General features: G+C 66.1%; 12 protein-coding genes. 6 read left to right on the forward strand and 6 right to left on the reverse strand.

Features of this window, described 5'->3' with window-relative positions; translation table 11 throughout:
- Window positions 1-35 precede the first annotated feature (35 nt).
- The 4 genes from H292_RS0112490 to hrcA all read right to left on the reverse strand — a co-directional run bounded on the left by H292_RS0112490 (window position 36) and on the right by hrcA (window position 3,807).
- Complete coding sequence (locus H292_RS0112490) at window positions 36-770, reverse strand: alpha/beta hydrolase family protein (protein ID WP_020111633.1); 735 nt, start codon at window positions 768-770, stop codon at window positions 36-38.
- Complete coding sequence (locus tag H292_RS0112495; protein WP_019667493.1) at window positions 767-1,543, reverse strand: 16S rRNA (uracil(1498)-N(3))-methyltransferase; 777 nt, start codon at window positions 1,541-1,543, stop codon at window positions 767-769. The genes H292_RS0112490 and H292_RS0112495 overlap by 4 nt, the downstream gene beginning before the upstream one ends.
- A 2-nt stretch (window positions 1,544-1,545) precedes the next feature.
- Window positions 1,546-2,700: a molecular chaperone DnaJ gene (dnaJ, locus tag H292_RS0112500; RefSeq protein ID WP_019667494.1), complete on the reverse strand. Its 1,155-nt coding sequence runs from the start codon at window positions 2,698-2,700 to the stop codon at window positions 1,546-1,548.
- 63 nt (window positions 2,701-2,763) lie between these two features.
- A complete protein-coding gene (gene hrcA / locus H292_RS0112505; RefSeq protein ID WP_026348199.1) occupies window positions 2,764-3,807 on the reverse strand; it encodes a heat-inducible transcriptional repressor HrcA in 1,044 nt (347 codons plus the stop codon).
- A 128-nt stretch (window positions 3,808-3,935) separates the two neighbouring features.
- Between hrcA and H292_RS0112510 the strand changes: the two genes are divergently transcribed.
- Complete coding sequence (locus tag H292_RS0112510) at window positions 3,936-4,241, forward strand: type II toxin-antitoxin system VapB family antitoxin (protein ID WP_019667496.1); 306 nt, start codon at window positions 3,936-3,938, stop codon at window positions 4,239-4,241.
- Between the two features lie 18 nt (window positions 4,242-4,259).
- On the opposite strand, the gene hemW is transcribed toward H292_RS0112510, so the two are convergent.
- Window positions 4,260-5,468, reverse strand: coding sequence for a radical SAM family heme chaperone HemW (hemW, locus tag H292_RS0112515; RefSeq protein WP_020111634.1), 1,209 nt, complete (start codon window positions 5,466-5,468; stop codon window positions 4,260-4,262).
- A 400-nt stretch (window positions 5,469-5,868) separates the two neighbouring features.
- Between hemW and H292_RS0112520 the strand changes: the two genes are divergently transcribed.
- Genes H292_RS0112520 through H292_RS0112540 form a run of 5 tightly spaced genes read left to right on the forward strand, consistent with a single transcriptional unit; the run spans window position 5,869 to window position 11,305 of the window.
- Window positions 5,869-7,602 (forward strand): nitrite/sulfite reductase, encoded by a 1,734-nt coding sequence (locus H292_RS0112520; RefSeq protein ID WP_020111635.1) that lies wholly within the window; start codon window positions 5,869-5,871, stop codon window positions 7,600-7,602.
- On the forward strand, window positions 7,599-8,309 hold the full coding sequence (locus tag H292_RS0112525; protein WP_019667499.1) for a phosphoadenylyl-sulfate reductase: 711 nt from the start codon (window positions 7,599-7,601) through the stop codon (window positions 8,307-8,309). The genes H292_RS0112520 and H292_RS0112525 overlap by 4 nt, the downstream gene beginning before the upstream one ends.
- Window positions 8,306-9,241 (forward strand): sulfate adenylyltransferase subunit CysD, encoded by a 936-nt coding sequence (gene cysD / locus H292_RS0112530; RefSeq protein ID WP_019667500.1) that lies wholly within the window; start codon window positions 8,306-8,308, stop codon window positions 9,239-9,241. Before H292_RS0112525 ends, cysD begins: the two co-directional genes overlap by 4 nt.
- A 2-nt stretch (window positions 9,242-9,243) precedes the next feature.
- On the forward strand, window positions 9,244-10,548 hold the full coding sequence (locus H292_RS0112535; RefSeq protein WP_019667501.1) for a sulfate adenylyltransferase subunit 1: 1,305 nt from the start codon (window positions 9,244-9,246) through the stop codon (window positions 10,546-10,548).
- A 1-nt stretch (window position 10,549) separates the two neighbouring features.
- Complete coding sequence (locus H292_RS0112540) at window positions 10,550-11,305, forward strand: sirohydrochlorin chelatase (protein WP_020111636.1); 756 nt, start codon at window positions 10,550-10,552, stop codon at window positions 11,303-11,305.
- Here H292_RS0112540 and H292_RS0112545 read toward each other — a convergent pair.
- A complete protein-coding gene (locus H292_RS0112545; protein WP_020111637.1) occupies window positions 11,266-11,937 on the reverse strand; it encodes a YoaK family protein in 672 nt (223 codons plus the stop codon). The two genes, H292_RS0112540 and H292_RS0112545, sit on opposite strands and share 40 nt — an antisense overlap.
- Window positions 11,938-12,107 lie beyond the last annotated feature (170 nt).

Raw genomic sequence — 12,107 nt, forward strand, 5'->3', positions numbered from 1 at the left:
GATGTGAGCGCATTCCAATTACTCCGCCCGCAGCGTCACTCCACCACCGCGGCGAGAGAGTGCTTCCAGCATCGGCTACCGGGCTGGAGAAATGCGAAATGATCCTCGCCGTCGACGACGACCGAGGTCACGTGGTCTCCCGCCGCACGTGCCGCCTGTGCGTACTCTTCGCTCTGCGACACCGAGACCTGCACGTCCTCGGCCCCGTGGATGCAGTGCACGGGAATACCGGTCGGCACGCGATGGAGCGGCGATGCCGCACGGTAGGTCTGCGGCGCGTCGTCGTAGTCGACGTCGAAGAGTGCCCGAATCGGCTCGTAGGAGGCGCGGGACACCAGATCGAGTACACCCGCCTGCGACACCACCCGCGACGGCCGAATTGCGGCGTCCCGCTCCCCGGCAAGCCAGACCGCGAGGTGGCCACCGGCCGAATGACCCAGCAGACGCACGTCGGCGAGATTCAGCGTGCGCGGTGAATTGTCCTGCACCACAGTGGCGACCGCGGCGACGGCCGACGCCACGTCGCTGCTGATCTCGGGCCAGAGCCCTCCGGCACCCACACGTCGGTACTCGATGTTCCAGGCGGCGTACCCGGCCCGCGCGCATTCGACGGCGTACTGCGTTCCCAGGTTGAGCGCGTACTGCCCACTCCAGAAGCCGCCGTGGATGACCACGACGACCGAAAGTGGTTCCGTCGCATCACCTTCGGGCAGATACAGATGCCCGAACTGCTGCGGGTGGTCACCGTAGGCGATGGTGGTTCGCTTCATTCCGGCGATCCGAAGTCGAGGGGCGCGTGCCTCCATCTGTCGGTGAGTGCCCCGATCGCACCCAGCGCAACCGCTGCCGCCGTCGACGTCCGTAACACCGTGGGCCCCAGCATGACCGGGGTCGCCCCGGCATCCGTCAGCCGAGCGATCTCCTTGTCGTCGATGCCGCCCTCCGGCCCGACGATCAACAGGACCTCCGGGACGGTTCGGAACGGGAGCGAAGAGAACTCGGCGGTTGCCGCCTCGTGCAGCACCGCGACCACCCCGCCTCGTCCGACCACGTCGCGCGCCAGGGAGACCACGCCTGCGGTGTCCTGCACGTCGCTCACCGACGGCACGAACGGTCGCCTGGACTGCTTCGACGCCGCGGCTGCGACTCCTTGCCATCGCGCGACGCCCTTGGCTGCCTTCGGTCCGTCCCAGCGCGCAACGCAGCGCGCGGACTGCCACGGGTGAATCGAATCGATACCCGCTTCGGTGGCCAGTTCGACGGCCAACTCCGAGCGCTCTGCTTTGGGTAGCGCCTGGACCAGGCCGACGGTCGGAGTCGGCGGCGTCGCTGCGGATCGAGCGTTCACCGACAGCTCGAGACGGTTTTTCTCCGCAGCTGTCACGACGGTGTCGGCGAGGCCGCCTCTACCGTCGGACAGCAGTATCCGTTCGCCGACGCGGATGCGCCGGACCGTGGCGGCGTGGTGACCTTCCTTGCCGTCCAGCACGGCGACGCCACCGACCGCGGGCAGCGGATCGAGATAGAAGACGGTTGCCGCCATCGTCAGCGACCGCTGAACGCTTCCCGCAACCGGGAGAACAACCCGCCGCTGTGCTGAGATCCGGTGGTGACGACCTCGGCGGCGTCGCGGTCACGCAACCGCTTCAGGTCCTCGAGCACCTGAGTCTGCTTGCTGTCCAGGCGAGAGGGCACGACGACTTCCAAGTGCGCGTGGAGGTCGCCGCGGACGCCCGAGCGGAGCTTCGGCATTCCGTGTCCGCGCAGCACCGCGACCGACCCCGGCTGGGTGCCCTGGTCGACCGTGATCTCGGTCGGTCCGTCGATGATGGCGTCCACGGACACCGATGTTCCGAGTGCTGCGTCCACCATGGGGACGCGGATGGTGCAGTGCAGGTCGTCGCCGTCGCGAACGAACACCTCGTGCGGCTGCTCGACGATCTCGACGTACAGGTCACCGGCAGGGCCACCACCCGGTCCGACCTCGCCCTGTGACGCGAGGCGGATACGCATTCCGTTGCTGACGCCGACGGGCACCTTCACCGAGATCTCACGACGCGACCGCACCCTGCCGTCACCCGCGCACTTACGGCACGGGTCGGGAATGGTCTCGCCGGCTCCGCGGCACGTGGGGCACGGGCGCGACGTCATGACCTGGCCGAGGAACGAGCGCTGCACCGACTGGACCTCACCGGCACCGCCACACGTCTCGCAGCGCACCGGCTTGGAGTCCCCGTTGGTGCCGGAACCGGTACACACGTCGCAGAGAATCGCCGTGTCGACGGTGATGTGCTTGGTGACACCGGTGGCGCATTCGTCGAGCGTCAGCTTGGTGCGCAGCAAGGAGTCGGCACCGGGCTGAACACGGCCACGGGGACCACGCCCGCCGCCTTGGCCTCCACCGCCGAAGAACGCTTCGAAGACGTCGCCGAGACCTCCGCCGAAGCCCGCGCCGCCGAAGCCACCGCCTCCGCCGCCGCCCTGCTGCAACGGATCGCCGCCGAGATCGACGATGCGGCGCTTCTCCGGGTCGGACAGCACCTCGTACGCCGTCGAGATGTCCTTGAACCGAGCCTGGGCAGCCTCGTCCGGGTTCACGTCGGGGTGGAGCTCACGCGCCAACTTGCGGTAGGCGCGCTTGATCTCCTGGTCGGTGGCCTTCTGACCGACCCCGAGTGTTCCGTAATAGTCCCGTGCCACGTGAGTCTCTTTCTTCGAATCTGTTCTTGGTTGATCGAGCCGATGCAGTCGAGCTGGAGGTGCTCAGCGTTCTGCGAGCACTTCTCCGATGTATCTCGCAACGGCCGCAACCGATGCGATTGTTCCTGGATAGTCCATCCGCGTGGGCCCCAGCACACCCATGCCACCGAGCACCATGCCAGCCGAACCGTATCCAGTGGAAATCACCGAGGTGCCGCGCATCTCCTCGACCTGCGTTTCCTCGCCGATCCGGACGGTGACCGTGCGCGTGTCCTGCGTCACGGCTAGAAGCTTGAGCACGACGACCTGTTCCTCGAGCGCTTCGAGGACACCGCGCAAGGACCCGGGGAAGCCCGCGTCGCCCGCGAAGTCCGCCGCGTTGCGCGTCAGATTCGCGGTTCCCCCGAGAACCAACCGTTCCTCGGGATGTTCGACGAGCGATTCGATCAGAACAGTTGCCGACCTGATGATGGCGTCACGCAGGGATGCGGGCGAGTTCTCCGCGAGCTCGGCGACGGCAGCCGACGCCGCAGCCAGTCGCTTGCCTTCCATCGCGCCACCGAGCAGTCGCCGCAGTTGCGCCAGCTCGTCGTCGTCGATGACGTCGCCGAGTTCCACGATCCGCTGATCGACGCGGCCCGAGTCCGTGATGAGCACCATCAGCAACCGTGCCGGGGTCAGCGCGACGATCTCGAGATGACGAACCGAGGACACCGACAGGGTCGGGTACTGCACGACCGCCACCTGACGAGTCAGCTGGGCCAGCAGCCGCACACCGCGTCGCAACACGTCGTCGAGATCGACGCCGTTCTCGAGAAACTCCAGAATTGCCCGGCGCTCGGCGGACGAGAGCGGTTTGACGTCCGCGATGCGGTCCACGAACTGTCGATACCCCTTGTCGGTTGGTACACGACCGGAACTGGTGTGCGGCTGCGCGATGTACCCCTCGGCCTCGAGCACCGCCATGTCGTTGCGGACGGTCGCGCTCGACACGCCCAGATTGTGACGCTCCACCAACGCCCGGGAGCCGACCGGTTCCTGAGTGGAGACGTAATCCGCGACGATTGCACGCAGAACTTCGAATCGCCTGTCCTCGGTGCTCGACACGTTCCCCCCTTCGGTTCGTTCGGTCACGCGGTTGTCAACAGTCTGAGTCTAGTAGCCGCGACGAACACGAGCCGTCCAAGGCCTTACTGTGGTGCGGTGACCTACTCGACTTCGACGACGTTCACCGCATGATCTTCAAGGGCGTACGCGACGGGAAGCCGTACCCGGAGCACGGTCTCTCTCTGCGGGACTGGTCCAAGATCCCGCCGAGGCAGCTGCGACTCGACGAGATCGTCACCACGACGAAGGTGCTCGAACTCGACAGACTCCTGTCCGAGGACTCCACGTTCTACGGCGACCTGTTCCCCCACGCCGTTCACTACCGGGGCGTGATCTACCTCGAGGACGGACTGCATCGTGCAGTGCGCGCTGCGCTCCGGAACCGGACCGTGTTGCACGCCCGCGTGTTCGACTACGACGTCCTCGGCGCCTGACGGTCCACACCCGACCGGTCAGGCCGCAATCGCCCTGACGACGGCGTCGGCGAGCAGGCGCCCACGGTCGGTCAGCACATAGCGTCCGTCCCCGAACGTCATGAGGCCGTCGGCAACCACCTGCGCTGCTGCACTGCGTTCCGTCTCGCTCAGCACATCGGCGGGAAGGCCGGTTCTCAACCGGATCTTCAACATCAGCTCTTCGAGGTGGCGATCGTCCGCCGTCAACCGTTCGCTGCCCGCGATCGGCAGAGCACCGGACGCCAGATCGTCCGCGTAGCGGGCCGGGTGCTTGACGTTCCAGAAGCGCGTGCCGCCGATGTGACTGTGTGCGCCTGGTCCGGCGCCCCACCAATCGCCGCCGTCCCAGTACCCGATGTTGTGCTTGCACTCCGCATCGGCGCCGGTCGCCCAGTTGGACACCTCGTACCAGTGCAGGCCGGCAGCGTCCAGCACCGCATCGATCCGCTCGTACCGGCCCGCGAGAACGTCGTCGTCGGGCATCGGGAGTTCTCCGCGCCGGACCTTGCGAGCCATCGCGGTTCCGTCCTCGACGATCAGCGCGTACGCGGACACATGGTCGACGCCTGCGTCGAGCACCGCGACCAACGACGCGTCGAGGTCCTCGTCCCTCTCCCCCGGCGTTCCGTAGATAAGGTCCAGATTCACATGCTCGAAGCCTGCCTCGCGCGCCTCCTTCGCAGCCGCCACCGCCCGGCCGGGCGTGTGAGTGCGATCGAGAACGGCCAGTACGTGCCGGGCGGCAGACTGCATGCCGAGCGAGACCCGGGTGAACCCAGCGGCACGAAGATGCTCGAAGAACTGCGGCGACGTCGATTCCGGATTCGATTCCGTGGTGACCTCGCCTCCCTCGGTCAGGCCGAAGCTCGAGCGCACAGCGGCCAGCACGTCGGAAAGACCGGCTCCCCCGAGAAGAGAAGGCGTGCCGCCACCGACGAACACGGTGTCGGCCGTCGGAACGTGCCCGGAACGCGCGTCCATCACGGCGGCCGCAGCGTCGAGCTCGCGCCGCAGGCCGTCCATCCAGGACTCCGGCGATGCGGATGTCCCCAGCTCACCGGCGGTGTACGTGTTGAAATCGCAGTACCCGCAGCGCGTCGCACAGAACGGGACGTGGACGTAGATTCCGAACGGCCGCTGTCCGATTCCGTCGAACGCCTCGTCGGGCAGGTCGAGTGGGACGGGCGGGGCAGCGAGCAGGTTCACCGCTCCAGTGTCCCAGAAGTCGAGCGCACCGAATCACCTCGCGGGCTCGCAGCCTCGTGTCGGGGGCGCGCCGCGAGTTTCCGGCCCTCTGCCTGCCTATTTACCGAAAATCGTGGGTAAATAGCCCTGCTGCGGTCGGACCAGCAGGAATGACGTGGCACAATGGTCGGCGTGACTGACTCCGGGATCCCGCTCGTGGCGCGTCGCCACGTCGATCTCAAGCGTGTGTGCAGTTCTTCGTGTCCTTGTTGTCGAGTCTGTAGCTGAGCTCTGCGCCGGCCTGCTCGACCGAACACCCACACTCGAAGTCAGAACGATCCGTCCGGATGCGCGTGCACGCGGCGAGAACCAGCCCTCTCCCCGCGGCGGCCCGGAAGCCGATAGATCCAGGAGCACACCGATGTCGTCGACAACCGACGCGGCCACGTCCGCCGCTTCGTCCACGCCTGCGCGCGTCGCCCCCAGGGAGCGCACCGCCAGGCCGACCAAGCGCCGAGCCGAGGGCCAGTGGGCGCTCGGCTACCGCGAACCGCTCAACGCCAACGAGCAGTCCAAGAAGGACGACAACCCGCTGAACGTCCGCGCCCGCATCGAGAACATCTACTCGAAGCAGGGTTTCGACAGCATCGACAAGGGCGACCTGCGCGGTCGGTTCCGCTGGTGGGGTCTCTACACCCAGCGCGAGCAAGGCTACGACGGCACGTTCACCGGTGACGAGAACATCGACCTGCTAGAAGCCAAGTACTTCATGATGCGCATCCGCTGCGACGCGGGCGCACTGAACCTCGAACAGTTCCGCACCCTCGCCGGGATCTCCCAGGAATTCGCTCGCGACACCGCCGACCTGTCGGACCGCGAGAACGTCCAGTACCACTGGATCGAGGTCGAGAACGTCCCCGAGATCTGGCGTCGCATCGAGGCAGTCGGCCTGAAGACCACCGAGGCGTGCGGCGACTGCCCGCGTGTCGTCCTCGGATCTCCTCTCGCCGGCGAAGCCGTGGACGAGGTACTGGACCCGACGTCCGCCATCGACGAGATCGTCGAGCGCTACATCGGCAAGCCCGAGTACTCCAACCTCCCGCGCAAGTTCAAGACGGCCATCTCCGGCCTGCAGGACGTGGTGCACGAGATCAACGACTGCGCCTTCATCGGAGTCAACCACCCCGAGCACGGACCGGGACTGGACCTCTGGGTCGGCGGCGGACTGTCGACCAACCCCATGCTCGCCCAGCGCGTCGGCGTGTGGGTGCCGCTCGAGGACGTGCCGGACGTCTGGGAAGGCGTCGTCTCCATCTTCCGCGACTACGGATACCGCCGCCTGCGCACCAAAGCTCGCCTGAAGTTCCTGATCAAGGACTGGGGAATCGAGAAGTTCCGTCAGGTGCTCGAGGACGAATACCTGCACCGCAAGCTGATCGACGGCCCGGCGCCGGAAAAGCCTGCCCGCCCCCGCGACCACGTCGGCGTCCAGAAACTCAAGAACGGGCTCAACGCAGTCGGCGTCGCGCCGATCGCCGGCCGCATCTCCGGAACGATCATGGCCAAGGTCGCCGACGCAGCCGAGAAGGCCGGATCGGATCGTCTGCGGTTCACTCCCTACCAGAAGCTGATCGTCCTCGACGTCCCCGACGACAAGCTCGAGCAGCTCATCTCGGACCTCGACGCACTCGGACTGCCTGCCCGGCCGTCGCACTGGCGCAAGAACCTGATGGCCTGCAGTGGAATCGAGTTCTGCAAGCTGTCCTTCGCTGAAACTCGTAAGCGCTCACAGGTTCTCGTTCCGGACCTCGAGGCTCGCCTCGAGGACATCAATGCCCAGCTCGACGTACCGGTCACGATCAACATCAACGGCTGCCCCAACTCGTGCGCGCGCTCCCAGATCGCTGACATCGGATTCAAGGGAATGCTCGTCGACGACGGTGCCGGGAATCAGGTCGAGGGATTCCAGGTTCACCTAGGAGGCAGTCTCGGTCTGGACAGTGCGTTCGGCCGGAAGCTGCGCCAGCACAAGGTGAACAGCACCGAACTCGGTGACTACATCGAGCGAGTGGTGCGGAATTTCGTGAAGCACAGAGGCGAAGGCGAGCGGTTCGCTCAGTGGGCCGTGCGAGCAGACGAGGCGGATTTGCGATGACTACCAGACTGGACCTGTCGGTCGATCAGCTGAAATCGATCGCCGAGCGCGGCGCGAGGGAGTTGGACGGCGCCAATGCCGTCGAGCTGCTCGAGTGGACCGAACGAGAGTTCGGCAACGACTACATCGTGGCGTCCAACATGCAGGACGCCGTTCTCGTTCACCTCGCCGCGCAGGTACACCCGAACGTCGACGTCTTGTTCCTCGACACCGGCTACCACTTCGCGGAAACCATCGGCACTCGTGACGCCGTCGAGGCCGTGTACGGCGTCAACGTTATCAATGCGCGCGCCGAACAGACCGTGGCGCAGCAGGATTCGACAGAAGGCAAAGACCTGTTCGCACGCGAACCCAACCGATGCTGCGCACTGCGCAAGGTGGCTCCGCTACGCAAGGAACTCGCCAACTACAGCGCCTGGGTCACCGGTATCCGACGCGTGGAGGCACCTACCCGCGCCAACGCGCCCCTCGTCTCGTTCGACGATGCATTCGGCCTGGTGAAGATCAATCCGATCGCCGCGTGGTCCGACGACGACATGCAGCGCTACATCGACGAACACTCCATCCTCGTCAATCCACTCGTCGACGAGGGATATCCATCGATCGGGTGCGCGCCGTGCACCGTCAAACCTGCCCCCGGCGCCGATCCGCGTAGCGGTCGGTGGGCCGGCAAGGCCAAGACCGAATGTGGGTTGCACGCCTCATGACCGTGAACACAGCAACGGATCGCCCCCGTGTCGACAGCGCGCGCTTCGACACTCTCGACGCACTCGAGTCCGAGGCAATCCACATCTTCCGCGAGGTCGCAGGGGAATTCGAACGCCCGGTGATTCTGTTCTCCGGCGGTAAGGACTCCACGGTCCTGCTGCACCTGGCGATCAAGGCCTTCTGGCCGGCGCCGCTGCCGTTCGCGCTTCTCCACGTGGACACCGGGCACAATCTGCAGGAGGTGCTGGACTTCCGCGACTACGTCGTCGCGAAGTACAACCTGCGCCTGCACGTCGCGAAGGTCGAGGACTACCTCGCCGACGGCCGCCTCACCGAGCGTCCCGACGGCATTCGCAACCCCTTGCAGACCGTTCCCCTGCTCGACGCCATCTCCGAGAACCGCTTCGACGCGGTCTTCGGCGGCGCACGTCGCGACGAAGAGCGCGCTCGCGCGAAGGAACGGATCTTCTCGCTGCGCAACGCATTCGGCCAGTGGGACCCGAAGAAGCAGCGCCCCGAGTTGTGGAACCTCTACAACGGCAAACACTCCCCCGGTGAGCAAGTGCGCGTCTTCCCCCTCAGCAACTTCACCGAACTCGACATCTGGCGCTACATAGCGCGGGACAACGTCGAACTGGCGAGCATCTACTACGCCCATCAGCGCCCGGTCTACCAGCGCGACGGCATGTGGATGACCCCGGGCGTGTGGGGCGGTCCGACGGAAGCCGAAGAGCTGCAGACACTGTCGGTGCGCTACCGCACCGTGGGCGACGGATCCACCACGGGCGCCGTCCTGTCCGACGCCGCGGACAACGAGGCCATCCTCGCGGAGGTGGCCGCGTCCCGCCTCACCGAACGTGGCGCCACCCGAGGCGACGACCGCGTCTCCGAGGCAGCCATGGAAGACCGCAAGCGCGAAGGATACTTCTGAGCATGTCCACATCTGGTTCGCAGCTTCTTCGCCTCGCCACCGCCGGTAGCGTCGACGACGGTAAATCGACACTCGTCGGACGGTTGCTGTACGACACGAAATCGGTGCTGGCAGACCAGATCGACGCCGTCACTCGGGCGTCGGTCGACCGTGGCCTGAGCACACCCGACCTGTCGCTACTGGTGGACGGCCTCCGAGCCGAACGCGAGCAGGGCATCACGATCGACGTCGCGTACCGCTACTTCGCCACGCCTGCACGGTCTTTCGTGCTCGCCGACACTCCCGGCCATGTTCAGTACACACGCAACACGGTGTCCGGTGCGTCGACGGCGCAGTTGGTGATTCTGCTGGTCGACGCCCGCAAAGGTGTCATCACACAAACTCGTCGTCACGCTGCTGTTCTGGCGCTCCTCGGTGTGCCGAAGCTGGTTCTCGCGGTCAACAAGATCGACCTCGTCGAGGATCCGGCTCAGGTGTTCGCGGACATCTCGGCCGAGTTCAACTCGCTCACATCGTCACTCGGATGGGCGTCGGAGGACGTCGTCGAGATTCCGGTGTCCGCGCTGCACGGTGACAACGTCGCGGTCCGGTCGACCAACACTCCGTACTACGACGGCCCCACGCTCATCGAGCACCTCGAATCCGTTCCCGTCGACGCCGAGCCCCATCGCGTCGGCCTGCGGTTCCCGGTGCAGTACGTCATCCGTCCACGGACGGCCGACTTCCCCGATTACCGCGGTTACGCGGGCCAGGTCGCGGCAGGAGCCGTCACCCCCGGGGACGAGGTGGTCGTGTTGCCTTCCGGAACCCGTACCACCGTCGAGCGAATCGACACGGCCGACGGAGAACTAGATTCCGCACACGCAGGGCGCAGCGTCACGCTGATCCTCGCCGACGACGTCGACGTCTCCCGAGGCGACACCATCGTCTCGCCGCAGGACGCTCCCGAGCCGATCGGCGAATTCGACGCCACCGTCTGCTGGCTCGCCGAGAAGCCCCTGCGTCCCGGTGCCCGCCTGCTGCTCAAGCACGGCACACGCACCACCCAGGCCATCGTCGGCACACTCGTCGAGAAGTTCGACGAGCAGAACCTCACGGCCGATCCTTCACCGGAATCGTTGGAGCTGAACGACATCGGACGCATCTCGGTGCGTGTCGCCGAGCCGATCGTCGCCGACGACTATGCCGTCAACCGGCACACGGGAAGCTTCCTGCTCATCGATCCCTCCGGCGGCAACACTCTTGCTGCCGGCCTCGTCGGCGACGCCCTGTCCGCGGTCGAGCTGGGGGAATCGGTACCGGCCTGACATGAGCGTCCTGATCGCCGTCGCCCACGGCAGTCGCGATCCGCGTTCCGCGGAAACCGTTGCTGCTGTGGTCGACGGCGTTCGACTTCGCCGTCCGGATCTGGACGTGCGGGTGGCGTATCTCGATCTGACCGAGCCTGCTGTCGGCACCGTCATCGGTGAGGTTGCGGCCGAGGGACATTCGTCTGCGGTCGTGGTTCCGCTCCTGCTCGGCAGCGCGTTCCATGCGCGCGTCGATCTTCCGGGCATACTCGACGCGGCGCGCGTCCGATACCCGTGGATGACGTTCACTCAGGCCGATGTACTCGGTGACGATTCGCGGCTGGTCGACGTGCTCCGCGCACGCGTACTGGGCACCGGCGTCGACCGTGACGACCCCGACGTCGCCGTTGCCGTCGCCGCCGTCGGATCCTCGGATTCGCTTGCAAATCGACGCACTCGCACGTTGGCGTCACGTCTTCTGGACGGAACCGAATGGTCGGGTGCGCAGGTCTGCTTCGCGACCGGGGTCGAATCCCCGCCTGCCGACGCCGTCGCGCGGCTGACAGCGGCGGGGCCCCGCCGAGTCGTCGTAGCCCCGTGGTTTCTCGCGCCGGGCTTGCTCATCGACAGAGTGTTCGGTGCGTTCGACAACTCGGCCCTACGTGCCGATGTGCTCGGCGACCATCCGCTCGTCGCGGGCGTGGTGTCGTCCAGGTTCGACGAGGCACCGCGATATCAACCGAGAATCGACGAGTCCTCCACCGTCCGCCGGTAGGTGTAGAGCGTGGTGACCGCGCAGACGACGGTGGCGGCGATCAGCACCTGAGGGCCGGTGATGGCCAGGCTCATGATTCCGCCGACGAGAGCGCCGAGACTGAACGCTGCGTAGAGCAGGAAGTATTCGAGCCAGTCCTTGACCGATCCGCCGCTGATGTGACGCTCGATCCCCTGCCCCATCTTCACCAATGTTCCGGTGACGTAACTCAGCGGGATCGACACTTCACCATTCTTCACGAACGACGTGTTGAGCGCGCCCATTGCGAAGGAGATGAACAGGATCGGCACGAACTGCACCTGCGGAGCGCTCCATCCGCTCATCACGACGTCGACCACGGATGCGATCGCCAACGCGATGGTGGTGAGTACGGTTGCGCCGTGTGGATGATCGCGCCAGACGTGGCGCCGACACAGCGACGCGATGACGACGCCTGCGACGAACGTCAGGATCAGCAGAATCGCTGCAGCGGCCATGGCGTTCTCACCTCGGAAGAATCCGACCGCGCCGCGCTCGGTGTTTCCCGTCATGAACGTCACGAAGTATCCACCGGTGTTGGTGAACGCTGCGGCACCGACCAACCCGGCGAGGCCGGCGAGCACCCAGGACAGTCGGGCGTGAGAGCTGAACATTTCTCGCATGTACCCCGACGGTAGCGGGGCCTATCCCGAGGTTCCCGGTGGAATTCGTCACGGTGGGCGTAGCGGTGCGACCACGTCACGTGGAGATGCGATTATCACGGACTGCCGTTACAGTCCCGGCGCGCGTGCGCCGGGACCGTGACGCCATGGAGCCGAAATCC

The organism is Rhodococcus sp. 114MFTsu3.1, assembly GCF_000383555.1.
GTDB classification, from domain to species: domain Bacteria; phylum Actinomycetota; class Actinomycetes; order Mycobacteriales; family Mycobacteriaceae; genus Rhodococcoides; species Rhodococcoides fascians_E.

What these genes read in the sequence shown, in the direction of transcription:
- H292_RS0112490 (WP_020111633.1), bottom strand. Translation starts at nt 770, where the DNA reads ATGAAGCGAACCACCATCGCCTACGGTGACCACCCGCAGCAGTTCGGG.
- H292_RS0112495 (WP_019667493.1), bottom strand. Translation starts at nt 1,543, where the DNA reads ATGGCGGCAACCGTCTTCTATCTCGATCCGCTGCCCGCGGTCGGTGGC.
- H292_RS0112510 (WP_019667496.1), top strand. Translation starts at nt 3,936, where the DNA reads ATGATCTTCAAGGGCGTACGCGACGGGAAGCCGTACCCGGAGCACGGT.
- H292_RS0112520 (WP_020111635.1), top strand. Translation starts at nt 5,869, where the DNA reads ATGTCGTCGACAACCGACGCGGCCACGTCCGCCGCTTCGTCCACGCCT.
- H292_RS0112525 (WP_019667499.1), top strand. Translation starts at nt 7,599, where the DNA reads ATGACTACCAGACTGGACCTGTCGGTCGATCAGCTGAAATCGATCGCC.
- cysD (WP_019667500.1), top strand. Translation starts at nt 8,306, where the DNA reads ATGACCGTGAACACAGCAACGGATCGCCCCCGTGTCGACAGCGCGCGC.
- H292_RS0112535 (WP_019667501.1), top strand. Translation starts at nt 9,244, where the DNA reads ATGTCCACATCTGGTTCGCAGCTTCTTCGCCTCGCCACCGCCGGTAGC.
- H292_RS0112540 (WP_020111636.1), top strand. Translation starts at nt 10,550, where the DNA reads ATGAGCGTCCTGATCGCCGTCGCCCACGGCAGTCGCGATCCGCGTTCC.
- H292_RS0112545 (WP_020111637.1), bottom strand. Translation starts at nt 11,937, where the DNA reads ATGTTCAGCTCTCACGCCCGACTGTCCTGGGTGCTCGCCGGCCTCGCC.